Below are 26,313 nucleotides of genomic sequence, written 5' to 3'. Positions count from 1 at the left end.
GAAATAGGTTCTGATTACCTTTATGCATATGGCTCGGAATAAAATCTCAGCATCTACTATTCTCAAAATCATCAATCTTGGAGCAAAATGGTAGTAATATAAATACCAAAGATAATAAAGGGAGAATATGATAATGAAAATACATGTTAAAAAGTTTATTAGTAAAGTATTATCTGTAATCTTGATAGTAACAATACTACTGTCATCGTTCCAAGGTATGGCTTTTGCTAAAACAAATAATGATAGCACAACTAAAAAAATGCTAATCCAGTATAAGCATAATTCTCAGAATTCAGAAATAAAAATAAAAGGCATTAATAAAAAGTATAAAAATTTAAAGAATAAGGATATTTTTTCAGCTGATTTAGATAACGTTAATTTCAAAGAGCTTTCAAAAGACAGTGACATTCAGTATATGGAAGAAGACGCGCCTATCAAAAAGCTTGATGACAGTATTACATGGAATATAAAAGCCGTGAATGCGGATAGTGTTCATAAAAATAATGTTTTTGGAGAAGGTATTAAGGTTGCTCTTTTTGATACGGGAATTGATTTACATAATAATGATCTCGCTGTCTCGGGCGGAGTATCCTTTGTTGACGGTGTTCAGAGCTATGATGACGATAATGGACATGGCACAGCAATGGCAGGAATTCTGGCATCAACCTTGAATAATCAGGGGTTGTTAGGTGTTGCACCTAAAATTGAGCTGTATTCCGTTAAAGTTATGGATAGGAATGGGAATGGTTATTACAGTAACATTATTCAAGGAATACAATGGGCTATCGATAATCACATCAATATTATTGCTATGAGTTTTGGAGGTACGCAATATTCTGAAATCTTAAATGAAGCGATTAAGAATGCAACCTATAACGACATATTGGTAATAGCTGCTTCAGGGAATGACGGAAGCAAAAATATTCTGTATCCTGCAAATTATCCAGATGTAGTATGCGTAGGGGCTACGAACATAACTAACAGTATAGCTGAGTTTACTAATACTGGGGAACAGATGGATCTAGTCGCTCCGGGAGTTGATGTTGAATCAGCAGACTCAAAGGGAGCTTCCATAAAGGTTAGTGGAACCTCTGCAGCAGTACAGCATGTGGCAGGTGTAGCAGCTCTTGCTTGGAGTGTAGACAGAAGCTTAAGCATTGAACAATTAAAAGCAGTTATGTATAAGAATGCCACATCTCTAGGAGATACAAAAGTATACGGATGGGGGCTGGTTAATGCGAAAGCCGCATGTGAGAATATTAGTGAAACTGATTTTACACAGTCACCTTCTTCACAGAAAGATCATGTAATAACGAATAATTCTGGGGAAGGAAGTGTTTCTGCATTAGAATATTCTAATAATGGTGAACAGTATTTCCCAAATATTAAATTAATTATTCCTGGCGTATCTGGTACTCCAACACCAACACCGACGGTAACGCCTACTCCAACACCAACACCAATACCAACACCGACGGTAACGCCTACTCCAATACCAACACCAAAGCCAACACCAACGCCAACAGCAATACCAATAAATAGTAAGATTTACTTCGGTAATACAAGCTCCAATCAGAAAGTTGTTGGGGATCCAGTTAATATAATAACAGGAAATTTTTTTTCCACGCATACCGACCTACATATACCAGATATCGGCGACAATGCGCTTGAAATAGAAAGATATTATAATTCCCTTGATACTAGGATGAGTATGATGGGTATCGGGTGGAGAATGAATTATGATAGCTTTGTTGATTTCGACAGTGAAACAGGTAACGCAATTGTAACATATCCTGATGGACATACAATCACGTTCGAATATTTAAACGGACATTATATAGACCCTGATATGGTATATGACACACTGGTGAAGAATACAGATGGCACGACTTCATTAAAGCTTCAAAGCAAAACAATTTATAACTATAATAGCAGTGGTAAGTTGGTTTCTATTATGGATAGAAACAATAATGCCATAATCATAAAATATGATTCATCCAATCATATCTCACAGGTCATAGGAGCCAGTGGGAAAAAACTTATATTTAACTATACTAGTGGGAAAATAAGTAAAATCTCTGATCCTATCGGCAGGACATTAGAGTATACATACGATTCATCCGGTAATCTGATTCAGGTGAAGGGTACCGGAGGCGGCATCATGAAATACCAGTATGACGAGAATGGTTTAACTTCCATAACTGATGAAAACGGTAAGAAATATATTACCAATAAATACAATGTGAATAAAAGGGTAATACGTCAATTAAACGAGTCGGGAGATGAAACGCTATACTATTATGATGATGTGAATAAGGATAATAGTATAGTTCTCGTGTCTTCGGGGATCACAACTAGGTATAGATATAATGATCAGCTTTATATTACAAGAGAAAACTATTATGACGGTACCTATAAAGAATACAGTTATGATAGTTATGGCAATAGGACAAGCACAAAGGATGAGAACGGCAATATAACACGGAATACATATGATTTACGTGGAAATGAGACTTCTATGACAGAAGCATTAGGTAATACGGTCACTTATTCCTATGATTCGAAGGATAACTTAACAGGGCTATCCACATTAAGCGGCAGTCAAACTACTCTTTCTTATGATGAAAATGCCAACCTGCTTCAAGTAACAACAAAAATTGATAGCCAGACCAATGCCAAAACATGGTATACATATGACTCATATGGACGACTTTTAAGCGTTACTGATGCTGAGGGTAATCTAACCACTTTCCAGTATGACGGCGGAAGTCAGCCAATAAGTGCTACGGATCCAGAGGGGAATATAACCCAATATGGATATGATGCACTGGACAGAAGAACTTCCATCACTAATGCGGATGGAACAACCACCTTTACTTATAATGATAAAGATAAAATAGAAAAGATTACTGATCCCTCAGGCAACATAACACGGATGGAATATGATGCAGGAGGCAATCTAATTAAGAGTATCAATCCGGGGCAATATGATAAGAGCCTGGATGATGGTAAAGGCTATACCTATGCCTATGACAGTATGGATAGGCTGATCCGTGAAACCGATCCATATCTTGCTTCTGGAGCGACCAAGTACGATGAAAATGGGAATTTAATTAAAGAAGTCAATCCAAACTATTATAATGCGACGACCGATGACGGTCTTGGTTATAAATATGAGTATGACGGTCATGGATGGCTCATCAAAACAACGAATCCCTCCGGTCAGCAATCAAGAATTAAATATGACCCTGTTGGTAATGTTATTGCAGTCATCACCGCGAATAACTATAATGAGGCAAGTGATAGCGGTCTGGCTTTCAGTTATGAATATGATGCAAATAACCAGTTGGTCAACGAAAAGGATACGAACGGTAATATTATTCATAGAATGACATATGACTCCAACGGAAATGTTGTAAAAGAGATGGATGCCAAAGGCTATTTAAGCGGAGCCGATGACAACAGTCGTTATGGTACTCTCTATAGCTACAATCTTGCAGGATGGCTTGTGGAAAAGAAAGTGCCACTTAAGAAAGAAAACGGAACAATTTATTACCAGATAGCAAGATATACCTATGACAAGACAGGAAAATTACTTACAAAAAAAACCTCACAAGAATATATCACACTTACCGGTGAGCCGACAGTATGGAATACCATATCCTATACATATGATAAAAACGGCAACGCCAAAACAGTAAGTGATAGTAATGGTGGTCAGATAGAGTATACTTATGACGCCATGGGAAGAGTTGTACAGGATAAAACCTTGATGGAAGGTTCCAAGTACATCATTAACGGATATGAATATGACAAGAGCGGCAATCTGGTTAAAAAATGGAATGAAGTAAATTCTCAGGACTTAAGTGAGGGCGGAACCGGTACGGTGCAGGCTGTTACCGTGATGGAATACGACAAGAATGGAAACCTCACGAAGGAGACCTCACCGGAAGGTTATGTAACCACCTATGAATACGATGACAACAATAGGCTGGTAGCGGAAAACAAGCAGGTTAGTGAAGACACCATAACCGTTAAGAGTAATTCCTTAAGTATTAAATCCTCTAAGAAAACACTTTACCCAGGTGAATCCTATCATTTCAAGCTGGAAATGAATGTAACAGGAGCTGTGAAAGGGCTGGACACGGAAGTAAAGTATGATGAAAGGCTGATGGAGGTAGTATCTGCAAATACCGATGTGGAGGGTCTCACCATAGATACCAGCACACCCGGAGTGATAAAGCTGTCAGCGAAAAACACCAACATAACAGACAAAACAACCCTTTCCAATATAACTATGAGGATTAAGGAAGGGTTTGCAGGAACAGCATATATTATCCCTTCCGGTGAAGGACTCTGGTCGGATGCAAAAGGACAGTATCATTTTAATTCCCTTTCAGGGAAGCTTCTCCGTGTAAAAGCGCCGGACATGAATAATGACGGTATCGTTGATGTGAGCGATCTTACCCTGACCGCCCGTGAGGATGGAATGAAACAAGGTAATTCATCCTATGACGAAAAATATGATATAACGGGAGACGATGTCATAAATGATGCTGACCTTGACTATATCAAAGATTGGATATTTGCCGGAGATACAATGGTTCTTGATACAATGCCTTCAATTAAAACAGCCGAAAAATCAACAAAGAGCTCTTATACCAAAAGCTCAGCTATCGTTACAAGAACTACAACTTATGAGTATGATAAAGCAGGAAACCTGATAAAGGAAACCGACTGTAACGGAAATAGCATCCAATATGATTATGATGCGTACGACCGTGTCATCAGGGTGACGGATCAGGATGGCAATACCACTCGGGCCTTCTATGATGAAGAGGGAAATATCACAAAGGTGGTGGACCCTGAACATTATGACCCGAAAGCGGATGATGGAAAAGGAGAAACCTATGTCTATGATACAATGGGCCGACTCCTCGAGGTCTATGATGCGTCAGGAACTCTTGCTCAAAAGAATACATATGACGAAGACAGTCTTTTAACAGATATATGTGATGCTACCGGAAAGGCACTGGAATATGCTTATGATATTGGTGGGAGGGAAATCAGTGAAACAACTCCAAAGGCGAAAGAGAGTGAAAAAATTTCACAAGAATATTCTTACGATGCGATGGGATACATAACGTCCATCACGGATGGGAATAGAAATACGACTCTTTATGAAAGAGACATGTGGGGGAATGCTCTGAAAGTGACCGATCCCAATGGTGTTGTGACCCAGTGCACGTATGATAACCTGAGTAATCCGACACGTGTGACGGATGGGAAAGGAAACCCCACGACTTATGTCTATAACACCTGGAACCAGTTAGCGGCTGTTACCGATGCCCAGGGGCTTACCGAACAATACTTGTATGACAGGGAAGGAAATCTTACAAAGAAGACCGACCGTAATGGTAATACTTTCTGCTATACCTATAACAGTGACGGAAACCTGACAAAGAAAGAAGTTCAGGGGGCAGAGTTGTATAATCAGTATCTTTACAACAAAGACGGAAGCCTACTCGCAGCCATGAATAACAATACAGTCGACACCTACGACTATACGCCGAATGGCAGGGTAAAAAGCGTGGCCAGAAATGGCGAAACGATACTGAACTATCTTACAGATAAAAATGGCAATATTACCAGGGTCACGGATGCCAAGGGTGATTATACCGGATATACCTATGATGCGGAGGGAAGACTGGATAAGGTAACAGACGGTGAAACGGTTGCTGCAACCTACACCTATAACGCAGACAGTACGATAGCAGGAATAAAGTACAGCACCGGCATCAGTACAATATATGGGTATGACAGCGATAAGAACATCACAAGGCTCGTCAGTAAAAAAGCGGACGGAAGAATACTGGAAAGCTACTCCTATACGTATGACAATAACGGCAACCAGCTTACTAAAAAGGAAAACGGCGAAACAACCACCTATGTCTACGACAAGCTGAACCGTCTGGCAGAGGAAAACAAGACAACCTATACTTATGATAATGCCGGAAACCGACTGTCTAAATCCGACGGAACAGATAATGTAACCTATTCCTATGATCGAAGAAATATGCTGACTCAGGAAAGTAAGAATGGTATAATAACTACATACAATTACGACAAAAACGGTAATCTGACAGCAGAATCAGACGGAACAAAATATTCCTATAATGCATTCAACCAGCTTGTCGAGGCTGGCAAAAAGGATGGAACCTGGCAGCAAAATATCTATGACGCAACAGGGCTTCGTATGGCAACCGTTGAGAACGGAACCTATACGGGATATACCTTTGACCGTGACAACATCCTAGCGGAATATGACAAGGATGACAGCCTGACAACCCGTTACATCCGGGGATATGATTTGATATCGCAGAAGAATAATGCTGGAGAGACCTATAATTACCTTCACAATGCGCATGGGGATATTACCAAACTAGTTGATACTGCCGGAAAAGTGCAGAACAGCTATAGCTATGACGCCTTCGGCAACACGATATCCTACAGCGAGAAAGTGGAAAATAAGTTCCGTTATGCGGGAGAGCAATATGATTCCATAACCGGTGAGTATTATCTAAGAGCAAGGTATTATGAGCCTGCAATGGGTAGATTTATGAATGAGGATACCTATAAGGGGCAGATAGAAGATCCGCAGTCGATGAATTTGTATGCATATTGTGAAAATAACCCTGTTATTTATATCGATCCTAGTGGACATTATGTTGCTAAATGTAGTAGTGGTCAGGGGACGGGCAATGGGAATGTGTCATATGTGCCAGGTGATTATAATAATAATGGTATACCTGATCAATACGAACATAATTCAAATTCAACACAGGGGATAGGTAAAAATAAAAGTAAGGGGACGAGGAATAGTGATTATATTGGTAAATACCCAAAAGCATATATTAATGGTATAATTAAATCATATGAAACTCACAAAAAGGTTAAAGGAAGATTTGTACTGGATAACGGCGGACAAACAATTGGCTACGGGCATGATTTGTTACCCGGTGAAGATTTCAGTGCTGGGTTAAGTGAGCAAGAAGCTTTAGATTTATTAATTAAAGATTTAGATGAAAAATATGCTACTATTGAGGGGTATATAAAGTCGCTAAATTCAGGATATGGTTACAATATTGATATAAACAAGTTTAGTGAAAATGAAGTACTATTCTTAGTTGACTTTGTTTTTAATAGAGGAGCTGGTCTTGTTCAACGACCTAAATTGAAAAAAGCAAAGAAGCCATTTAGTTCTTTAGCTATTCTGATAATTGCTGTTTCGAAAAAAAATGACAAAAAAATCAAGAAAATACTTATGGAAGAGACAAAAAATACAAAAGGTGTGTATTACGAAGGCTTAAAACTTAGGCGCATGGATGAATATGAGATCTATAAATTTGGAGATTTTGTGAGGGATTATGATGTTAAAAGAGATTATACAAAACAAAAAAATTAGAGCGGTTATTGTTATCGTGAGTGTGATTTTTTTATTCACAGTAGTTTATTGTGCTATGAAACCAAAGAAAGAAAATAATAATCTTATTTCAAAAGAAACCGAGAAAGTTACTGTTATCTCTGGAGGTGGGAAAACAGAGGAAGATGAGGAAATTTCTGCCGCTTATGGAGAATGGAAAATTACGGATTATTTAGGCGAAAGTGTTGAATATCACGGTGCTGATGCGACTACAAAGGTTGAAAAGAGTGAAAATGAAAAAGTAATTAAGAAAATCAAGAAAAAGTATTTGTATAAAAAACTTTTTATAGATTCAAAAAATATAACAGCTTTTTCGCCTCCGACCGAATTAGGCTATAACGTTTTGACATGGGATGATTTATTCTCGATATATAGGCAACCATCAGATATATGGGGTGGCATATCACCACCATTTTTATGTATTTCATTAAACCTTAAAGACTATGATGATTCTTTTGATTTAATCATAGACACTAATGGCATTGCAACACTAGTGGTTAAGGGGCAATTCTTTCGTTTGGAGAAAACCGTTACAAACTAAGGAACTGACTTAGAAATAATGTACAGCCAACACGCCAGCACACCTAAAATTCCCTACTACGGGATCAGCTAATTTTTGGATTAAAAGCCTTTAACGCCACATACCCTTAGGTTCATGGTGAACCCCTCCTTGTCAGGAATTTTCATCTGTGGTAAACTTAGATGTAATCGGGGGTTTAAGGGGGGATATTTCATCCTAACTTCCATGGACTAACCAGAATAAACAATCAATAGCGACAGCAGAGAAGAAAAAAGTGATAGATACTGACTTTTCTTTCTCTGCTGTTATAATTTTGATCATGGGATGGGCAATGGTAATGTGTCATATGTGCCAGGTGATTATAATAATAATGGTATACCTGATCAATATGAACCTAAATCAAATTCAACACAGGGGATAGGTAAAAATAAAAGTAAGGGGACGGTTAAAAGTAAGAATTTAGTTACACTAAAAAATTTAGATAATTTTGGTTTTTATATGGGATCAACTGCGAAAAAAAGAAAGTCAAATTTAGCAAAATTAAATAGAGTTTTGAAAGCATATGATATAACTACACCTCTTCGTATTGCATTTTTTCTAGGCGAAGTTGCACATGAATCTGCGTTTGGTAGTAGAACCCTAGAAAAATATAATGGCAGCTCCCCAGAAACTTATTTTAATAAAAAAGATTCTAATAATTATAAGAATTTGGGAAATAAGGGTGGTAATGATGGAGAATTATTTAGAGGCTCTGGTTATCTTCATAATACGAGAATGGTAGTATCGCAGATTTAATATTATTAGATATGAATCACGAATACGATAAATATTGGAATTGGACAAAAGTTGGAGTAGGTGCCATATCAGATATTGCTTCAGTTGCAAAAGTTGCTAAAATACTGAAAAATGTTGATAAAGTTCCAACTTTAGCAGAAAGAATATGGAAATCTGCGGTAGATGCTTTTACACCTGGTTCAGATGATTTGGGGACAGGTATAGGTGATGCTGTTATGGGGCAACTTCCAAAAGATAAACAAGAGACAATAAAATGGTTAGCAGGTTTAATACCTATCTACGGCACATATCAGGCCGTTATTGATGCAACTAGTGATGATCCAATTAAGGGGGTATTTATAAGTAAAAAATGTAAAGGTTAAATTAGAGCCACTTTGATAATCCAAATAAAGATAGGAACATATGATTTCATAAATATCTAAAGACTCTTCAGCTCTTTTAAATTTGACGATGACCTATTCGCTCAAATAAATTACATTAATGATTAAATCATAAAGAAATGAGGATTTGATTATGGAAAAACTCATGCTTAAGACCATAAATATATTACTGGTTATTTTATATGCCTATATACATGTTTTTTATTTTACGCCATATATAAATGCATTTTTTCATGGTCGTCTTGCAAGCTGGGGTATTGGACTTACTGTTGTAGGGGTGTGGGGAATTATTACAAAAATGATAGTTGTAAAATCTCCCTTCGGTGATGAAAAGTATAAAATAGTCAATGGTACATTAATTATCATAGGAATTATTATGGTAATTATAGACGGAATTCTTTTATTGACGAGGATATAACCTGCATTTGTTCCGGTTCGACTGTATGGTTGGGGCGTAGTTTCCGTAACATCGGCTATACATAAGGAACAAACCTTTAGGGGATACGGAGGTGTATCAATTGACAGATTTGATTAAAAAATGGTGTGATAACAACAATGCTTTAAGCAGGACTTTAGAGATGTTTTGGAACTGTTTCGAAATTTATTCAAATGAAGACTATGAAGAATATATAACAGTGTTTCCTGATGGGAAAAAAATGTTATTACAAAATTTGATAAGATTTTATATGAGATTGACTTGCCAGATTTTTCACAAGAACGTATAGCTATTACCATTGATATTTATATATGTGAAGAGAAAGTTGGTTGGTATAAACAGTTATATTTGTTGAATGGAGAACCATTTGATGAATATTTTGTAATTGAGTAATCAAGATTACATTTGTAAACCTAAAGAATAAAATAAGTTTGAAATAGCCACCCATTGATAAAAAATTCGATTAGTGGCTATTTCTATTTATATAGATTACTAATACATAGAATTTTATGTAAAGGATGTTCCGCCTTAATTGATTAGCTTTACGCTTAGCGATAAAGCTAATCAATTAAGGCAGGCAGCGATAAGGAAAAATCTGATATACATAATGATTTCTAAAAAAGCTTTAAAACAAATGGATAAAGAGGTTGATGAAGCTGTAGCTAAAAAGTTTTTAAAATCTATAGCGAAATATCCAGGAAAGCAAGGGGCGAATGGTATAAAAAAATTAAGTGGAAACGGAATAAAAGGATTTATGTATGAAGTTAAGGTTAAAGGAGCGGGAGGAACTTATAGATTGTTAGGCAACAAAACCAAGAGCGGAGAAATTTTGGGGGAAGTTTTTGAAAAGACGCATTAAGGAGATATATTATTATGATAACAGTTAGAGATATTATTTTGCATACAGATTATGAGTCAGTAGCAAAAGAAATAAAAATTCATTATGGCGATGAGCATATGGAAAAGCTGAAACATGTATACACTAAACTAAGAAATATACCATTTAAAAGCAATTCAAATAATATGGTATTATTTATAAGAGTTCTGAAGGAAAATGAGCAGAGCAAAGAGGATGTTGTAATACAGGATTTCGATACCAATGATAATACTTTAATGTTTGATGTTTGTGGGGAAGATGACCAGTATGATGGTCTGTATTCAATAGCATCATCGGAATACGAAGAATTGTTAGGCTATTTTGTTGATTCAACAACCCTAGAGAAATTTTCATACTCACAGATAATTACCCATATTTTATGGGAAATTCAATGGTGAATAAATACTTATAATCGAATAAAGCCCTTATTAAGAAAAAACTCTTTTGAGGTTTGAATTCAAATTAATACGGAGGTTGGACAATATGGAGGCTGTTTTAAAAGTTCATAGTAAAATTGGCATAGTTTCATTAAGTTTATATATGATTTCTGTAGGATTGTCCACTTTTATAAAGGCAAATGTACTTAATTACGATACAGCTTTTCCTGTTTTATGTGTAATGGTAATAATCAGTATAACTGCTTTGATGGCTGCTATTGTTGCCTTGAAAAAGGATAAGATAAAAAGGTGTTCCCAAGTATTTCAATTATAATTGCTTCATTTCTGATTCTGGCAGGTGGATTTATATGTTCTATTCAGGGGAATTTGGCCACGTATTGACAAATGAAGGCCATGGTGCTATCATAATGCGCATAATGTGTAATAAAAGGAGATAAGCCATGAGCTTTTATATAACAGATCAACTGACAAGGAGAATCAGCTCTGTACAATTCAATCCGATGAAACACTGTACAGAGCTTAGCAAATCCTAAGGATTTATATTCATCGGAAAACGGAGTAATAAATTAGGCGGCCATAAAAAGGCACCTGGTTTTTTGCTCTTTTTTCCGTTGGTATTTGTTACACAAAAGGCTATGGGCAATGTTTTTTGCCCATAGCCTTTTGCTATATAAGGAAATCATTGATTTTGCTGCATAGCAGAAGGCAAATACAGTATCTGTATCCTTACTTTCTGCTTTTTTTATTTGCTGTTAAGCGGTACCGGTTAAGAATAAGGGGATCAGAGAGCAGCGTTATGACAGAAGATGAGAACCAAATAAGAAGACGTAGAAAAGGAAATATAGAAAAGAAAACATCGAAAAGAAAACATAGGACAGAAAGGATTGTTGCAATTATGAGTTTATTAGAAATTACGGAGTTATCACATTCATTTGGCGATAACCTGCTTTTTAGAGGAGCAGAGTTATCATTAAACAAAGGAGAACATATCGGCATTGTCGGTCAGAATGGAACTGGGAAAAGCACTCTCATTAAAATATGTACTGAACAAATTATTCCCGACACAGGCCGGGTGGTGTGGCAGCCCAAAGTCACCGCCGGCTATCTGGATCAGTATGCCAAGATAGAAAAAGGAATGACAGTGAAGACCTTTTTGAAATCGGCATTTCTTGATTTGTACACGGTCGAGGAAAAAATGAACGGGCTTTATTCGAGGGCCGCTGCTGGAGAAATGGAGGTTTTGGAGCTTGCCGCACAGTATCAGGAACAATTGGAACGAAAGGACTTTTATCTGATTGATTCTTACATCGAACAGGTCGCAGCCGGTTTGGGGCTGCTCTCTATTGGCTTGGAGCGTCCTATTGCACAAATGAGCGGCGGACAGCGCGCAAAGGTCATCTTGGCTAAGCTGCTGCTTGAAAAGCCTGATGTCCTGCTTCTTGACGAGCCGACAAATTTTCTGGATAAGGAGCATGTTACCTGGCTTGCCGGCTACCTTACTAACCTTGAAAATGCTTTCATGGTAATTTCTCACGACTACGGCTTTTTGGAAAAAATCGCAACCCGTATTTGTGATATAGATAACGAAAAGATTACAAAGTATTACGGCACGTACTCGGAATTTCTGAAAAAGAAAACACTTTTACGGGAAGATTATATCAGACAGTACTCTGCACAGCAAAAGGAGATTAAAAAAACCGAGGAATTTATCCGCAAGAATATTGCGGGACGAAAATCTAAAATGGCAAGGGGCAGACAAAAGCAGCTTGACCGGATGGATAAGATGGACGTATTGGAACAAAAAGAGATTAAACCATTTTTTGGCTTTGCGGGACTCCCCCTGACACCGGCTGAACATTTGACTGTAAAACATCTGTCTGTGGGGTATTACTATCCGGTCTTGTCAGACCTTAATTTCTCTATTAAAGGCGGAGAAAAAGTCGTTGTCACAGGTTTCAACGGGATTGGAAAATCTACACTGCTTAAAACGCTGGTACAGCAAATTCCGGCCTTGCAAGGAAAGTTCTCTTTCTCTGAACAGGTGGCACTTGGATATTATGAACAGGATTTGGCATGGGAGGACGGGACGCGAACACCAATTCAACTTGTCTTAGATGCCTATCCTTCACTTTTAATGAAAGAGGTGCGGAAACATCTGGCCCGCTGCGGAATTTTAAGTAAGCATGCAATGCAGGAAATAGCTACATTAAGCGGTGGAGAACAGGCAAAGGTCAAAATGTGCCTGCTTACCATTAAGCCCTGCAATTTTCTGATTATGGATGAACCGACAAATCATCTTGATATACAGGCAAAGGAGTCCCTGCAGAGTGCCCTGGCAGAGTTTCCCGGCACGGTGCTGCTGGTTTCCCACGAGGAAGCTTTTTACCGGAACTTGGCGCAGCGGATCATTAACATCGAAAAGGCATTGTAGAGTAAGTGGTCAATACTCGCTTTTCGATAAATCTGCAAAAGAAAATGTGGATAAAATTGACATCAAAATGTTTTCTTTGTACAATAGTATAAAGGATACTTCTAATCAAATTTTAATTTTTGTGTAATATGGTATTAATGGTAAAGGAATATGATATTACCATATAGGAGGTGTTAAGGTGCTTTTACTATTCCAGGTGTGTTTTTTCGTTGGTATTGCTTTAATAATTATATCCTTTCTTTTAGGAAGCGTATTTGATATTGTGGGCATTGATGGGTTAAATCTGGATTTTGGGGGAAGCTCACTGGCGCTTCCGTTAAGTCCTGTTGTTTTCGTTTTGTTTACGGCAATATTCGGGGGAATCGGATGGCTGTTAACAGATTATGCTCCGGGACTGCTATGGCTGTTTATATTGTTAATAGCAGCGGTGTCAGGAATTATTATCTGTTTCCTGGTGCAGCACTTCATTGTAACACCTCTTAAAAAAGCCCAAAACACCAGTACACCGGAAGCGCATGATCTGATAGGACTTCCGGCGGTGGTATCGGAAACCATTTTTGAGCAGGGATTTGGAGAGATAAGATATGTTATTAACGGGAACAGCTATGCCTCGCCTGCCAAATCAATTGATGGCGGAGAATTAAAGGCAGGATTAAATGTAGCCATTTGCTGGATTGAAGGATATGTATTTTACGTAACATCCACTGAGAATATCTGATACAAAAAATGTATCTGATATAAATTAGGAAACCATAGTGCTTGCTTAAAGCAGGGCAGTAATGGGAGTACACGTTAATAGGAGGAATAAGGAAATGGAAGCTATCATTATTGCGGGAATTATTGTAGGGGCAATTATTTTGGTTACTCTGGTAATTACCACTACCTGGAAAAGGGTTTCCCAGGATAAGGCAGTCGTTGTATCAGGTCTTAGAAAAAGAGTAATATCCGGCGGCGGCGGTTTCGTAGTACCGTTATTGGAAAGGGCGGATAAGATTTCCCTGGAAAACATGAAAATTGAAATCCGTACGGAGGGAGCCAGAACAGAGCAGGGGGTTGATATCCGGGCAGACGGTGTTGCGGTTATTAAGGTAAAGAGCGACAAGGACAGCATTCTAAATGCCGTGGAGCAGTTTAATACCGGCAGGGAACAGCAGACGATCGAAATCATAAAGGATACTGCTAAGGATGTACTGGAAGGCAAGCTAAGAGAAATTATTTCTAAGATGACTGTAGAAGAGATTTATAAAGACAGGGAAAAGTTCGCTTCTCAGGTCCAGGAAGTGGCAGCTATGGGTCTTGCCAGCATGGGACTGGAATTGAAGGCATTTACTATCCGTGATATATCCGATAAGAATGGCTATCTGGAGGCACTTGGTAAGCCGCGCATAGCAGAGGTTAAGAAAAATGCAGCCATAGCGGAAGCAGAAGCCTTAAGGGAAACAAAGATTAAGGTAGCAGAAGCGGAAAGACTTGGAGAAGAAGCAAGGATTGTAGCGGAAACCCACGTGGCAGAAGCTAATAAGGAAAAGGAATTAAAGATTCAGGGCTACCGTCAGGAGCAGGAAACTGTAAAAGCAAAGGCTGACTCCGCCTATGAAATCCAGAAAAACAAGGTGGATAAGGAAGTAACCGAAACTGCCATGCTCGTAGAACTTACGAAAAAGGAAAAAGAAGCGGAAATTCAGGACAAAGAAGCCATCAGGCGTGAGAAGGAATTGCTTGCTACTGTAAATAAAGAAGCAGATGCAGAGAACTATCGTATCAGCAAGGAAGCAGATGCCAAAAAGTACTCAGAGTTAAAAGAAGCGGAAGCTGCCAGTATGTCGATTAAAATCAAGGCAGAAGCGGAAGCAGAGGCTATTAGGATTAAAGGTGAAGCAGAAGCGTCCTCCATTCTTGCAAAGGGTACCGCAGAAGCACAGACAATGGTTAAGAAGGCAGAAGCCTATAAGCAATATAATGATGCGGCTGTAACCCAGATGATTATTGAAAAGTTACCGGATATTGCTGCAGCCGTTGCTGAACCTTTAACAAAGACAGAAAAGATTGTTATTATTGACAATGGAAGCGGAAAAGGAGGTTCCGGTGCCTCGAAGGTATCCGGCTATGTAACCGATATTATTACGCAGCTTCCGGAAACCATTGAAGCTGTAACAGGTATCAACTTTATAGAAACCATTAAGAATAATCTTTCACAAACTGGTACTTTAAAAGAGGGTAAGGAAGAAAAAGCGGAAGACGAGACAGATAAGCCAGAGGAAGTAACAACAGAGTATAAGGAAGTGTAATGACGTTGTCATGATTTAAGGCATTACCGCAAGCAGGATGCGGTGTGCATAGGAATTGGATAAACATAAAAATGCACCTCGATAGGAGGTGCATTTACAATTTTTATTCTTATTACTGTGCAGATTCTGTAGGGGTTACATCCGCTTTTTCCAGTACGGTAACCTTACAGTAATCGTATTTACCATTCCCGATTGCAACAAAGACATAAGTCACACCAGCAGATTTTGCAGTAACTCTTCCGCCAACACTTACAGTTGCGATTGTAGAATCATTACTCCAAAACCGGGCTTCTTCTACAGTATTGTTTGGTTTCAAAATAGCTGTTAAGGAAGTTTTATCGCCTGCTACAAGGGTTAATTCCGACTTGGTAAGCTTTACACTTAAGGCCGGAGGGCCAACGGTGATCTCGCATTCCAGAGTGGCAACTGTTTTTAAGCCGTCTTTTACGGTAACAGTGATAATGGCTGTTCCATAATCAACTGCGGTAATAAGACCGGTATCATCAACTGTAGCAATGGATGAGGCGCCTGATTTGTAGGAAACTTTCTGACTGTCTGTAACATTGTAAAGTTTTAAGCTGAAAGTAGACTCTTTTACAAGGGACTTACTCTTGACATTTAATTTGATGTCACTTTGATTTTCGTCAATGGTAGATGCACTGGCAACTAATGTATTACCGAATACGGGCGGCAATAGCACAGTTAAAAATAAAAACATGCCAAATGCCAGAAGGCATTTCTTCCATAAATTTGTTTTCATGGCATTATCCTCCTTGATAACAGGCCGTGTTATAGAAAGTAAAGGTGGCTTCCTATAACCTCTTAAGCATATTCGGACGGTCTGTTTGCAATACTCCTATGAAAGACAGAAATCAATATAGGAATATACTGTACCTTAGTATGTACGATTATAAAATAATCTATTTATTTGTCAGAATCATGTCAAAATATTAATTTTTTCTTACGGACATTACGATTTTGTTTATACTGACTTTTCCACTTGTTTTTAGCTTGTAAGACAGATATAATAAAATGTATATGAAACAAAGTGTTGAGACGAAAGCTTAGAGTGATATTGGAGGAAATAAAATGCAATACATACTAATTGCCGATGATAATCAGGACATAACGGATGTTTTGTCAGCTTATTCTAAAAAAGAAGGGCTGGAACCGGTAATTGCAGGTGATGGAGAAGAGGCTTTTCGCTTATTCGAAAAATATAATCCGGCAGCAGTGCTTTTGGATGTTATGATGCCCAAGGAAGACGGCTATGAGGTATGCAGAAAGATTCGTGCAGTATCCAATGTGCCGGTGCTTTTAATCACAGCAAGAGGCGAAGACTTTGAAAAAATCATGGGACTTGACATCGGTGCAGACGATTATATCGTAAAGCCGTTTAGCCCAAGCGAGGTCATGGCAAGAGTAAGGGCAGTCCTTCGCAGGATGACCAAGACAGATAAAGATGTGAAAGCAGGAAACATAATTACGATATGTAATATGACAATAAATCTGGATGAATATACCTTACATATAAATGGTAACAGAATGTCACTTACGAAGAAAGAAATCGAAACCATGTGGACCCTTGCAAAAAATCCCAATAAGGTATTTACCAGAGACAACCTGCTGGACAGTCTATGGGGGTTTGATTATTTCGGGGACAGCAGAACGGTAGATTCCCATATAAAGCGTCTTAGGGCGAAGCTTGATGCGATAGAACATCCGGAATGGAATATCAAGACCATTTGGGGAGTGGGCTATAAGTTTGAGGTGGAAGAAGCCTGACATTATCAGGGAAAAGAGAATGATTCATTTGGGGTCATGAAGTAAATTCATGCCCCTTTTATAAAATTGTTACAGATCTGATGTGCATGAAAGGAGTTTAAATGGACAGAAAACAGGGCAAGCCTTTTAACAGGCTTTTTTTTAAAGTTTATTTAAATTATGCCCTTGTGCTGGCCCTTTTTGCCATACTGGTGGGTCTTATCTTTATGAATCTGTATGAAAATGCCACGATGGAAAGTTACCGTGACAAGATGTTAAAACAGGCAGGCGTCATATCCAAAAGGCTGTCAAGGGCTATTACAAATAATGAAGCGGACGGCTATCTGGATTACCTGGCAATCATACAGGAGCTTGATTATGACGAATCCGATATTTGGACAATCTCCAATCCAAATGCGAAAAGCCCCATGGATAAACAGTTTGAAAATGTCAATCTGGAGGATGTAAAGCTTCCCCAGGATTGTGTAACAGTAATCGAAAAGGCATTTGAGGGCAAGCTTCTTAATAAAAGCGGATATTATGAGGAATTTGGCGGAACATCGGCTATTCAGGGATATCCGGTAACGGTAAACGGAGAAGTTGTGGGAGTGGTGCTGCTGCGTACGGAGATAAAGAAACAGGAGGAAATTGTAAGCAGCAGTATGTATTTGATTTATTTTAGTGTTGGAATTGCTCTTTTTATATCTTTTATTATTGCGATTGTTTTTGCAAAGGGAATTACAAAACCCATCATCTCCATGAGAGCAGCGGCACTTTTACTGGCGGACGGGCAGTATGAAAGCAAGCTTTTCTTAAACCGCAGGGATGAGATAGGGGATTTGGCTACGACCATAGATATTCTGGCAGACCGTTTAAAGGAAAGTGAAGTGGAGAGGCAGAGCAGGGAACAGATGAGAACGGATTTCTTTGCCAATGTCTCCCATGAGCTTAGAACGCCTATAACGGTTGTCAGAGCTTATACCGAGATGTTAGTGGATGGGATTGTTACAGAAGAAGACAAGGTTAACCAGTATTATGCCAAAATATTAGCTGAATGTAAGGGCATGGAACGACTGGTTGGAGACTTGCTTCTGTTATCAAAAATGCAGAATCCTGATTTTGAAGTGGAAAAAGAACCGGTGAATGTTGTTCAGATTTTTGAAGATCTTCTAAGAAGCTTTCATCCTCTGTGCCAGGATAAAGAAATACAAATGGTGTTTACAAAAGAATATCCGGTTTATATTATGATGGGAGATTATGACAGGCTAAAACAAATGTTTTTGATAATATTGGATAATGCCGTAAAATTTTCAAAGGAGAATTCGTCTATATACATAAATCTGACTAAAACGGATAAACTATTAATATCAGTTAGAGATGAAGGCATCGGAATATCTAAGGAAGAGCTGCCTTACATCTTTGATAAATTCTACCGTTCAAAATTAAAGCAAAACGAGCAGGGTTCAGGTCTTGGGCTTGCAATAGCAAGGCAGATAGCTTTAAAGCACGATGGTGATATTGTGGTAAAAAGTGAAGAAGGAAAATGGACGGAATTCTTATTCAGCTTTCAAAGCTTGGAAAATTTTGTAGAAGAATTGGACATTTCATAATATTACCGCAATTTGAACCTTGAAATTTACAAAATGCTGGGGTATAATAAAAGCATAAAATATTTCCTGGAATGTGCGACACTCCTGTCATTTTGAACCTACAACATTTATAAGGGATTCCTAATTTGTGAGATTATGTCAGGCCGCCGTTTGCAGCGGAAGACAGAGGCTTACATGCGGAAACCCACCTAGCTTTTGCTAGGAGTCAAAATACAGGAAACGGCGTTTCGGGGTATTGACAAAAGATAAAGAGGCAGCTATCAGCTGCCTTTCTTTGTTTACATAATAATTCTCTTTTGATAAAATAGAAGGAAATATGGCACAAACTTCATAGACGAAGGAATGGGTGTAAAGATGAGAGACGGATTTATTAAGGTGGCAGCAGCCACTCCTTATATTAAAGTAGCGGATTGTGAGTATAACAGCAGGCAGATAAGAAATCTGATCGAAGAAGTGGACAACCATTCGGTTAAGGTATTGGTATTGCCGGAATTGTGCCTTACAGGGTATACCTGCGGAGAGCTTTTTTTACAGGATGTTCTGCTAAACGGTGCTATGGCTGAATTAAAGCATATTGTAGATTTTACGAAGGGCAGAAAGCTCTTTGTAACCCTTGGGCTTCCGGTATTAAAAAACGGCAAGCTTTTTAATGTTGCCGCTGCTATTTATAACGGTAAATTACTGGGGTTAGTCCCGAAAAAGAATCTGCCGGGGTATTCGGAATTCTATGAGCCCAGACATTTTAATCCCGGCCAGGAAGAAATTACAAAGTTTTCATTCTATGGAGAAACGGTTCCCTTTGGGATGAATCTTTTGTTTCACTGTTTGGATTTTGAGCAATTGACCATAGGAATTGAAATCTGTGAGGACTTGTGGGTACCTTTGCCACCCAGTGTGAATCACTGTCTGGCGGGAGCTACGCTTATCTTAAACCCTTCTGCCAGCGATGAGACCACAGGCAAGGATATTTACCGCAGAGAGCTTATCCGCATGCAGTCTGCAAAGCTGGTCTGCGGCTATATTTATGCTGCTTCGGGAGAAGGGGAATCCAGTACGGATCTGGTGTTCGGTGCCCATAACCTGATTGGGGAAAATGGAATCCTTTTAAAGGAATCTCCCCGTTTTGTCAATGAAATGACAGTAACAGAGCTTGATATGGGAAAGTTAATCAGTGAACGCAGAAGGATGACAACCTATCACGCAGAGGAAAACAGGGATTACCTGTATATAGATTTTTCTTTTGGAGCAGATGTGACTGCGGCAGAAACAGAGATAACAAGATATATTGATAAAGCACCTTTTGTTCCCGGTAAAAGAGAAGACAGGGACAGAAGATGCGAAGAGATTATAAATATCCAGGCCTATGGATTAAAGAAGAGGCTGGAGCATACCGGGCTTAAGACCTGTGTGCTTGCCATATCGGGAGGTTTGGATTCTACGTTGGCACTTTTGGTAGTTTGCAAGGCTTTTGACCTGCTATCCCTTGACCGCAAGGGAATTATTACCGTTACTATGCCCTGCTTTGGTACAACGGACAGAACCTATAACAATGCCGTAGCCCTGGCAAGAGAGCTTTCTGTAAGCTTTTTGGAAATTCCTATAAGGGATGCGGTAAACCTTCATTTTAGAGATATCGGACACGATGCCAACCTGCATGATGTTATCTATGAGAATGTACAGGCAAGAGAAAGAACCCAGATTATTATGGATTTATCCAATAAATATAACGGCCTGGTTATCGGAACAGGTGATATGTCAGAGCTGGCACTTGGGTGGGCTACTTACAATGGGGATCATATGTCCATGTATGGCGTGAATTCTTCCGTTCCCAAGACCCTTGTCAGATACCTTGTGGGTTATTTTGCACAGATTACGGAAAATACTGCCTTAAGAGAGGTACTTACAGATATATTGGACACTCCGGTAAGTCCGGAGCTTCTTCCGCCAAAGGATGGAGAGATTTCCCAGAAGACAGAGGAGCTCGTAGGACCCTATGAGCTGCATGACTTCTTTTTATATTATGTACTCCGGTACGGCTATTCACCTTCAAAGATATTCCGGTTGGCAAGCTTGGCCTTTTTGGAGGATTACAGCGAAGAGACCATATTAAAGTGGCTTAAGAACTTCTACCGCCGTTTCTTTAGCCAGCAGTTTAAGCGTTCCTGCCTTCCGGACGGGCCTAAGGTTGGTTCGGTTGCAGTATCTCCCAGAGGGGATTTAAGGATGCCAAGCGATGCCAGTGCAGCTCTATGGATGAAGGAACTGGAGCTTATCACGCTGGCTCCCATTGCATAACTGATATGAAAACAGGCTGGATGAAATAAACAGAAAGGCAAAAGGTGTAAAAGTTATGGCATTAAGAATAATCACAGATTCGGCTTCCGATGTACCCCGTTCTTTGATAGAAAAATACAATCTGCATGTGATACCGACACCGGTAGTGATAGAAGAAAAGGATTACTTTGACGGAGAAACGATATTTCCGGAGGAGTTTTACAATATTTTAAGAAGCGGGACGGATATAAAAACCTATCATATCAATTCCTTCATGTTCCATAAGAATTTTGAACCCTATGCGAAGAATGGGGATGAGGTAATATATGTCTGCTTTTCAACAGGAATTGCCGGAACCTTTAATGCAGCCAATATTGCAAAGCAGGAGCTTTTAGAGGAATACCCTGATTTTGACCTGACCATTGTAGATTCCAAGTGTGCCTCCTTAGGCTTTGGACTGGCAGTGGAAGAGGCACTTAAACTTGCAGCAAATAATGTAGGAAAAGAAACGGTCTTAGAGGCGATTAACTTTTTTTGTGACAATATGGAGCATATATTTACGGTGGAAACCCTGGAATATTTGTATAAGGGAGGACGGCTTTCCAGAACCTCTGCCATTGCAGGCGGTTTATTAGATATCAAACCGATTATTGAAGTGAATGACGCAGGGGCACTGCGGCCTATCGAGAAGGTAAGGGGCAGGGGAAAATCCCTGAAACGGATAGTGGATATCGTGGGAGAACGCGGAAAGGATTTAAGGGAACAAACCATTGGTTTGGTGCATGGAGATGACAAAAAGACTCTGGAAGAAGTAAAAGCGATGCTGACAGAAAAATATGGCTGTAAGAATTTCCTTGAAAGCTATGTGGGATGTGCCATTGGCGCCCATACAGGTCCGGGAGTAATTGGAGTGATATTCTTAGGAGAAGAATCGCCTTACAAGAATCTGGTATAAAGTAAAAGACTTTCACACTCTGATTTATGCAGCGGGAGCTAAAAAGTAGGCGAAGATAGGAGCTTGTATCGATGTTTCACAAAGATAAGAGAATGAAACTGCCATTAAAGACAATGTACTATCTGTCCTTTGTCTTTTTTATTGTTATTCCAATCCTGCTCGTTCTGATTGTGGTACTCATTGCATTGAACCAACAATTTAAAAGCCAGGCAATTGAGAATATAAAAAGGGCACAGGAAGCAGTCATTGCGGATTTGGTATCCGATGAGGATATTATGTCTTTGAGACTTTCCCATATGGTATATACGAATAATAACGAGATATTAAGATATGCCGCGGAAACCGATACAAACGATTACAGTGTCAAGAATGCCAGTGAGGACAGGCTCTCCAAAGTAATTAATCTGGTTTTGGAACCGGAGAAAGATATTATATCAGTATCCTTTTATATGAAAGACGGAAAGGAAACTTATGTATTAAATGAAATTACACGTTCACAGTATGAAATAAAGCAGACAAAGTGGTACAGAGCCGCATTAAAGAGTAGAAACAGGGTATTCGTTGGTTATTATGACACGAAGAAAACCAATGACCTTTATACGGGCAGTAAAAAAGATTCCCTGATATTAGTGTTTGCCCTGGCACCGGATGTTACCACAGACCGTTCACAGAAGATAGAAATGGTACTGTACTACCAGTCCACCAGAGCGGCTGAACGCATCAAGAATTATAACAGGGATTATCTTTCGGGTAAAAATAAGTTAGGGATTACACAAATTACGGGAGATGATAAGGAACTTATTTTCTCTACCCTAAAGGAAGGCAATTTTCCGGCTCGTAAATATACCCGCATTAAATCACCGGTTAAATTCAACAATGCTGTGTGGTATGTGGAAAGTTATATTAAAACATCAGAACTTACCTCGGAGTATTGGAACACGGCGATTTGGGTATTAGGTGCGGCAGTATTGATTTTACTGTTGGCGGGCTATTATTCCAGATATTTTCTTAGAAGTATTGTAAGACCGATAGAAGAGATAAGCGGCGGTCTCCGTCAGGTGGAAGAAGGAAATCTGGAGATTCACATATCATCAAAAGGCCAATCAGAAATACGTAATATGATCCATCAGTTCAATGCCATGGTTCGAAGACTTAAGGTATTGGTGGATGAATATGAAGCAAAGATAAAAAGTGCGGAAAAGACGCAGGAAGACTATTTTGCCGCTGTCATAAAGGGAGAAATAACCCCGGAAGAATTAAATAAAAGGTCCAAAGAATTTTTCATGGAGCATTATGCAATTCTGGGAATCCATGTAGAGCATTATAATACAAAAGAAAGAGAAGATGACTGTGCTTTAAAGCTGATTAAGCGGTTTGAAGGAAATCCGAGGTTTGCCTCCCGCTGTATCTTGTACAAGGAGAGCGCATCGTTTTTCCTGGCTTTCTACCGTATTACCGAAGAAGACTATTCCATGAAAATAGTAAACATGGCAGAGGAGCTTAAGCGAATAGGGAATCATGAGTTTGGTGTCCATATATACATATGTATCGGGCAAAAGAAATTCGGGTTTGGTGAATTCGACGCACAGGTTAAGGAAATACGGGAAAAGATGTGCCTGCGCCATCTAAAAGGAGCAGATTCCATCATTGATCTCAACCAGGAAGGGAGCAAAATGAATAAGCTTCTTTTCCTTGCAAAAGACTATGAAAAATTAGCCGCAGCGTTGTATACGGCAGATGAGAAGAATCTCAATGAGGAAAAGGAGAAGATGTTCCAGTCCTTTAATAACGCTGCTCTTGAGGAAGTAAAGATGCAGGCCTTTGCGGTCATATTGGCATTGGGAAACCGTTTTAGCAAGGACTATTCCAACTTTACCGATGTCTTTGGACAGGAATATGATTATATTGAAAAAATTGAACGCATTGAAGATATAAAAAGCATAAAATTATGGCTTACCAATTATTTTGCCTGGATTATGGATTATACCGCATCAAAGTTAAATATCGCAAAAACAGATGCTATTCTAAAGGCGAAGAGGTATATATCCGACCATTATGAGGAAGCGGATTTATCTCTTACAAAGATAGCCGATTATGTCGGTCTGAATGAGAAATATTTCAGTAACCGTTTTACCAAGGAATGCGGAGAGACATTTTCCTCTTATCTGATGGAATTAAGAATTCAAAAAGCCAAAGAATTACTAAAAACCACCAGTTTTAAGGTATATGAAATAGCAGAAATGGTTGGATACTACAATGTTGAACATTTTAACAGAATGTTCAAGAAGCTGAATGGAATCAGTCCGGCCCAGTACCGGAAATCTGTATAGACTTTCTTCATCTGAAAAATTTTGATGAGGGTGTTGCATTACTTTTGCAACACCCTCTTTTTGGAAAGAATTCTTTTATTTTTTAAAATATATGGGAAAATAATAAGGGAAAAGCAGTATATGCTAACGATATATCAAGGATTCTAACGAAAAGCAAAGTTTGAAAAAACAGCAATGTGAAAAATAATCAAGAAAAGTGGCAATATGAAATGGTGGTTTTTTTAGAAAATTGTTATGCTGGGTTCACAAACAAAAAAGGGAGGTATTAGTTATGAAAAAGAAGTTATTAGCAACAGTGTTGACTTTTGCAATGGTTGCATCTGTATTAACCGGATGCTCCAATGCAAAAACAGAAAACAAGAATACATCGGATTCGGGCGCTACACCAACAGCCGCTTCTGAATCAAAGGAGGATTTAAGCGGAACGCTTACCTTTACTATTTGGGATAACAACCTGAATACATTTATTGAAGAAAACGACATGGTAGCCAAGTTCCAAAAACAATATCCTAATATAGATATTGAAGTGGAGAAGATTAAAGATGACAGTGAGTACTGGAATGCAATGAAGATGCGTGCATCCGCCAATCAGTTACCGGATATTATGTTCAACAAACCTTTTACTTTATCCAGATTTAAAGATTATTTAGTAGACTTATCCGGAACAGAGGCAAGTGCCAACAATGAACTTGCAAATGGCTATGCAGTGAATGGAAAGGTTCTTGGCATTCCTATGACAGCCGGTTATGAGTATGTATACTATTGGAAGGATATGTTCAAAGAAGCCGGTGCCACAGTTCCTAAGACATGGACGGAATTCGAAGAAGTTACTAAGAAATTGCAGGACTACTATGGAAGCAAGGACAAGGATTTTATGGCATTGGCCTGCGGTTTAAAAGATGAATGGCCGGATTATCCTTTTATGGAATTCATGCCGGCTTTGGAATCCGGTAATGGACAGAATTGGAATACGATGGCTGCACAGGATAATCCATTTGCCGAAGGCACTGATATCAACAAGGCATACCATAAGATATATGATTTATTTACCTCAGGTGTACTTGGAAAAGATCCCTTGGGATTAGGAAACGACCAGGTAACAAGTTTATTTGCAGCAAAGAAAGCCAGTATGATAGCTCTTGGTGACTGGGGACTTCAGAATATTAAAAGCGGTGCAGAGGATGTTTCACAGCTTGGTACTTTCTATCTGCCGACCAGAAATTCTGAATCCGATCCTTATAATGTTATCGTACAGGGCGATTCCTTTATGGGCGTAACAACACATTCCAAGCATCAGGAAGCGGCAATTGCATTTGTTGAGTGGTTCTACTCCGATGCATGGTATCCGGATTATATTAATTATGTATCCTCTGCTTCTTCCATGACCAATTTCCCGAAAGATAAGGATCCGATTCTTGCAGAATCAGACACCTTATGCCCGGATAAAAAGCTGATTATGTACGATGGCGGCGGAGATAATTTCTCTGCTATCCAGAATGAAACCACCTTTGATTATAAGAAACTTGGCGCACAGATGTTAACGAATGACTTTAACCTGGAATCGACCTTAAAAGACCTTGACGACAGATGGAAAGCGGCAAGAGAAAAATTACAGATAAAGTAAAGCAGCAATAAAGTATTTTACCGGATGGGGATGTTGTATTCCAGGTTTTGGATTGATAAGCCTTACAACAGCCCCATCTGCTTAAGAAAAGAGGTTAGGTTGAAAACTAAACTTTTCAACTACGTATTCAGGAATATCAAATCGAAGA

Annotated in this window: 18 protein-coding genes and 1 other RNA gene; 18 read left to right on the top strand and 1 reads right to left on the bottom strand. The window is 38.9% G+C overall.

The features are described from left to right. Nucleotides 1–133 precede the first annotated feature (133 nt). The 11 genes from BUF11_RS17355 to BUF11_RS17300 all read left to right on the top strand — a co-directional run bounded on the left by BUF11_RS17355 (nucleotide 134) and on the right by BUF11_RS17300 (nucleotide 15,608). Nucleotides 134–7,465 carry a S8 family serine peptidase gene (locus BUF11_RS17355; RefSeq protein ID WP_073590123.1) on the top strand — a complete coding sequence of 2,444 codons (7,332 nt, stop codon included), beginning with the start codon at nucleotides 134–136 and terminating at the stop codon, nucleotides 7,463–7,465. Next, nucleotides 7,428–8,024 carry a hypothetical protein gene (locus BUF11_RS17350; protein WP_139243446.1) on the top strand — a complete coding sequence of 199 codons (597 nt, stop codon included), beginning with the start codon at nucleotides 7,428–7,430 and terminating at the stop codon, nucleotides 8,022–8,024. Before BUF11_RS17355 ends, BUF11_RS17350 begins: the two co-directional genes overlap by 38 nt. Nucleotides 8,025–8,342: 318 nt before the next feature. Further along, nucleotides 8,343–8,798, top strand: coding sequence for a hypothetical protein (locus tag BUF11_RS17345; protein ID WP_073590121.1), 456 nt, complete (start codon nucleotides 8,343–8,345; stop codon nucleotides 8,796–8,798). A gap of 11 nt (nucleotides 8,799–8,809) precedes the next feature. Continuing rightward, the gene (locus tag BUF11_RS17340) at nucleotides 8,810–9,160 is read left to right on the top strand and encodes a hypothetical protein (protein WP_073590120.1); all 351 of its coding nucleotides are present in this window, start codon (nucleotides 8,810–8,812) and stop codon (nucleotides 9,158–9,160) included. Between the two features lie 151 nt (nucleotides 9,161–9,311). After that, nucleotides 9,312–9,596: a hypothetical protein gene (locus BUF11_RS17335; RefSeq protein ID WP_073590119.1), complete on the top strand. Its 285-nt coding sequence runs from the start codon at nucleotides 9,312–9,314 to the stop codon at nucleotides 9,594–9,596. A 550-nt stretch (nucleotides 9,597–10,146) separates the two neighbouring features. Then, nucleotides 10,147–10,473: a hypothetical protein gene (locus BUF11_RS17325; protein WP_073590117.1), complete on the top strand. Its 327-nt coding sequence runs from the start codon at nucleotides 10,147–10,149 to the stop codon at nucleotides 10,471–10,473. 14 nt (nucleotides 10,474–10,487) lie between these two features. Continuing rightward, the gene (locus tag BUF11_RS17320; protein WP_073590116.1) at nucleotides 10,488–10,889 is read left to right on the top strand and encodes a DUF6557 family protein; all 402 of its coding nucleotides are present in this window, start codon (nucleotides 10,488–10,490) and stop codon (nucleotides 10,887–10,889) included. Between the two features lie 85 nt (nucleotides 10,890–10,974). Beyond that, nucleotides 10,975–11,202, top strand: coding sequence for a hypothetical protein (locus BUF11_RS17315; protein WP_073590115.1), 228 nt, complete (start codon nucleotides 10,975–10,977; stop codon nucleotides 11,200–11,202). Nucleotides 11,203–11,784: 582 nt separating this feature from the next. Beyond that, complete coding sequence (locus BUF11_RS17310) at nucleotides 11,785–13,320, top strand: ABC-F family ATP-binding cassette domain-containing protein (RefSeq protein WP_073590217.1); 1,536 nt, start codon at nucleotides 11,785–11,787, stop codon at nucleotides 13,318–13,320. Between the two features lie 178 nt (nucleotides 13,321–13,498). Beyond that, nucleotides 13,499–14,038 carry an NfeD family protein gene (locus tag BUF11_RS17305; RefSeq protein WP_073590114.1) on the top strand — a complete coding sequence of 180 codons (540 nt, stop codon included), beginning with the start codon at nucleotides 13,499–13,501 and terminating at the stop codon, nucleotides 14,036–14,038. 94 nt (nucleotides 14,039–14,132) lie between these two features. Continuing rightward, nucleotides 14,133–15,608 (top strand): flotillin family protein, encoded by a 1,476-nt coding sequence (locus tag BUF11_RS17300; protein ID WP_073590113.1) that lies wholly within the window; start codon nucleotides 14,133–14,135, stop codon nucleotides 15,606–15,608. A 112-nt stretch (nucleotides 15,609–15,720) separates the two neighbouring features. Here the strand turns inward: BUF11_RS17300 and BUF11_RS17295 are convergent, their stop codons facing one another. Beyond that, the gene (locus tag BUF11_RS17295; protein WP_073590112.1) at nucleotides 15,721–16,368 is read right to left on the bottom strand and encodes an Ig-like domain-containing protein; all 648 of its coding nucleotides are present in this window, start codon (nucleotides 16,366–16,368) and stop codon (nucleotides 15,721–15,723) included. 329 nt (nucleotides 16,369–16,697) lie between these two features. Between BUF11_RS17295 and BUF11_RS17290 the strand changes: the two genes are divergently transcribed. The 7 genes from BUF11_RS17290 (at nucleotide 16,698) to BUF11_RS17260 (ending at nucleotide 26,165) form a co-directional block, all read left to right on the top strand. Further along, nucleotides 16,698–17,393, top strand: a complete 696-nt coding sequence (locus BUF11_RS17290; RefSeq protein WP_073590111.1) for a response regulator transcription factor — start codon at nucleotides 16,698–16,700, stop codon at nucleotides 17,391–17,393. Between the two features lie 101 nt (nucleotides 17,394–17,494). Continuing rightward, the gene (locus BUF11_RS17285; RefSeq protein ID WP_073590110.1) at nucleotides 17,495–18,982 is read left to right on the top strand and encodes a sensor histidine kinase; all 1,488 of its coding nucleotides are present in this window, start codon (nucleotides 17,495–17,497) and stop codon (nucleotides 18,980–18,982) included. A gap of 60 nt (nucleotides 18,983–19,042) precedes the next feature. Continuing rightward, nucleotides 19,043–19,220, top strand: a non-coding RNA gene (gene ssrS, locus BUF11_RS17280) — 6S RNA. A gap of 116 nt (nucleotides 19,221–19,336) precedes the next feature. Continuing rightward, entirely contained in the window at nucleotides 19,337–21,277 is a 1,941-nt protein-coding gene (locus BUF11_RS17275; RefSeq protein ID WP_073590216.1) for an NAD(+) synthase, read from the top strand. 55 nt (nucleotides 21,278–21,332) lie between these two features. Next, nucleotides 21,333–22,211, top strand: a complete 879-nt coding sequence (locus BUF11_RS17270) for a DegV family protein (RefSeq protein WP_073590109.1) — start codon at nucleotides 21,333–21,335, stop codon at nucleotides 22,209–22,211. Nucleotides 22,212–22,282: 71 nt separating this feature from the next. Beyond that, complete coding sequence (locus tag BUF11_RS17265) at nucleotides 22,283–24,541, top strand: helix-turn-helix domain-containing protein (protein ID WP_073590108.1); 2,259 nt, start codon at nucleotides 22,283–22,285, stop codon at nucleotides 24,539–24,541. A 271-nt stretch (nucleotides 24,542–24,812) separates the two neighbouring features. After that, nucleotides 24,813–26,165, top strand: a complete 1,353-nt coding sequence (locus BUF11_RS17260; protein WP_073590107.1) for an ABC transporter substrate-binding protein — start codon at nucleotides 24,813–24,815, stop codon at nucleotides 26,163–26,165. The last annotated feature ends 148 nt before the right edge of the window (nucleotides 26,166–26,313 follow it).

Source organism: Anaerocolumna xylanovorans DSM 12503 (assembly GCF_900143645.1).
Lineage (GTDB): Bacteria > Bacillota > Clostridia > Lachnospirales > Lachnospiraceae > Anaerocolumna > Anaerocolumna xylanovorans.
This window is presented reverse-complemented; position numbering and strand designations above follow the sequence as displayed.